This window comes from Amycolatopsis sp. SID8362 (assembly GCF_010550475.1).
GTDB lineage: Bacteria > Actinomycetota > Actinomycetes > Mycobacteriales > Pseudonocardiaceae > Amycolatopsis > Amycolatopsis eburnea.
This window is the reverse complement of the sequence record NZ_JAAGNB010001094.1, coordinates 1-1,777: the sequence shown is the minus strand read 5'-3', so window position 1 is coordinate 1,777 and position 1,777 is coordinate 1. Positions and strand designations below refer to the sequence as shown.

General features: G+C 74.7%; 1 protein-coding gene. It reads right to left on the bottom strand.

All coding sequences use genetic code 11. The annotated features are described in order from the left end of the window. On the bottom strand, positions 1-1,777 hold a 1,777-nt coding region (locus G3I65_RS34015; protein ID WP_160699731.1), incomplete at both ends, for a type I polyketide synthase.

Genomic DNA, 1,777 nt, shown 5'->3' with positions numbered 1-1,777 from the left:
TGCCGTCGGCGGACTCGGCGAACGCCTTGCACCGCCCGTCCTTCGCGAGCATCCCCTGCGCGCTGAAGACCACCCACGGGTCGCTGGTCGGCATGACCGTGACGCCGCCGGCCAGTGCCAGCGAGCTTTCGCCGTCCCGCAGCGACTGGCAGGCGAGGTGCAGCGCGACCAGCGACGACGAGCACGCGGTGTCGACGGTGACCGCCGGGCCCTCCAGCCCGAAGGTGTAGGCCACGCGGCCGGACAGGACGCTGGTGAGGTTGCCGGTGACGGCGCGGCCCTCGCCGCCGTCGGAGCTGTTGACCACGACCGAGTCGTAGTCCTGGTAGCTGGAGCCGATGAACGTCCCGGTCGGGGTGCCGCGCAGCGCGGCCGGGTCGATGCCGGCGCCCTCGAACACCTCCCAGGCGGCTTCGAGCAGCACCCGCTGCTGCGGGTCCATCGCGAAGGCTTCGCGCGGGGAGATCCCGAAGAACGCCGGGTCGAAGTTCCCCGCGCCGTCCAGGAAACCGCCCTGGGTGCTGTAGGCCTTGCCGGGGGCGTCGGGGTCCGGGTCGAAGATCGCTTCGGCGTCCCAGCCGCGGTCGTCCGGGAAGCCGGAGATGGCGTCGCCGCCGGCGGCCAGCAGCGCCCACAGCTCGCCGGGGGTGCGCACGCCGCCGGGGAAGCGGCAGCTCATCCCGACGATGGCGATCGGCTCGTCGTGGGCACCCGCCGCCGAAACCGGCCCGGCCACCGCTTCGGCGGCGCCGACGATCTCTTCCTGCAGGAAGCCGGCCAGCACCAGCGGGTTCGGGTAGTCGAAGACCATCGTGCTCGGCAGGCTGAGGCCGGTCACGGTGGCGAGGCGGTTGCGCAGCTCGACCGCGGTCAGGGAGTCGAACCCGACGTCGCGGAACGCGCGCTCCTCCTCGACCGCGTCGGCGGAAACGTGCCCGAGCGCGGTCGCGGCCTCGGCGCGGACCAGCTCCAGCAGCGTGCGTTCCTGGTCGGCCCGGCCCAGCGCGCGGATCCGCCGGACGAACTCGTGCTCGCCGGCGGCCGCGGCGGGCTTCTCCGCCGCTTCGGCGAGCCGGCGGGCCTCCGGCAGGTCGCCGAGGAAGGCGCTGCGGCGGACCGAGGTGAACACCGGCAGGTAGCGGTCCCAGTCGATGTCGGCGATCGCGAGCACGGTGTCGTCGTCGTCGAGGGCCCGCCGCAGGCCGGTGAGCGCGCGGTGGGTGTCCATGAACACCAGGCCGCTGCGGGTGATCTGGTCGGCGCCGTCGCTGCCGGTCGCGCCCTCGACCGAGTCCCACATGCCCCAGGCGATGGTGGTCGCGCGGGCGCCGCGCGCGCGACGCTGCTCGGTCAGCGCGGCCAGGTAGGCGTTCGCGGCGGAGTAGGCGCCGTGCAGGCCGCTCCCCCACATGCCCGCGACCGAGGAGTACAGGACGAACGCGTCGAGCTCCTCGTCGTCGAGCAGCTCGTCGAGGTGGGCCGCGCCGGCGACCTTCGCCCGCACGACCTCCCCGAACTCCGCGAGCCCGGTCCGCGCCAGGGTTTCCAGGCCGATGAAGGCGGCGGCGTGGATCACCGTGCGGACGGTGCGGCCGTCGGCCTTGAGCCCCGCCAGCAGGTCCGCGAGCGCGTCGCGGTCGGAGACGTCGCAGGCGGCGACGGTCACCGTGGTGCCCCGCTCGGCCAGCTCGGCGACGAGCTCCGCCACGCCGGGCGCGTCCGGGCCGCGGCGGCTGGTGAGCACGACGTGCCCGGCACCCTGCTCGGCCAGCCAGCG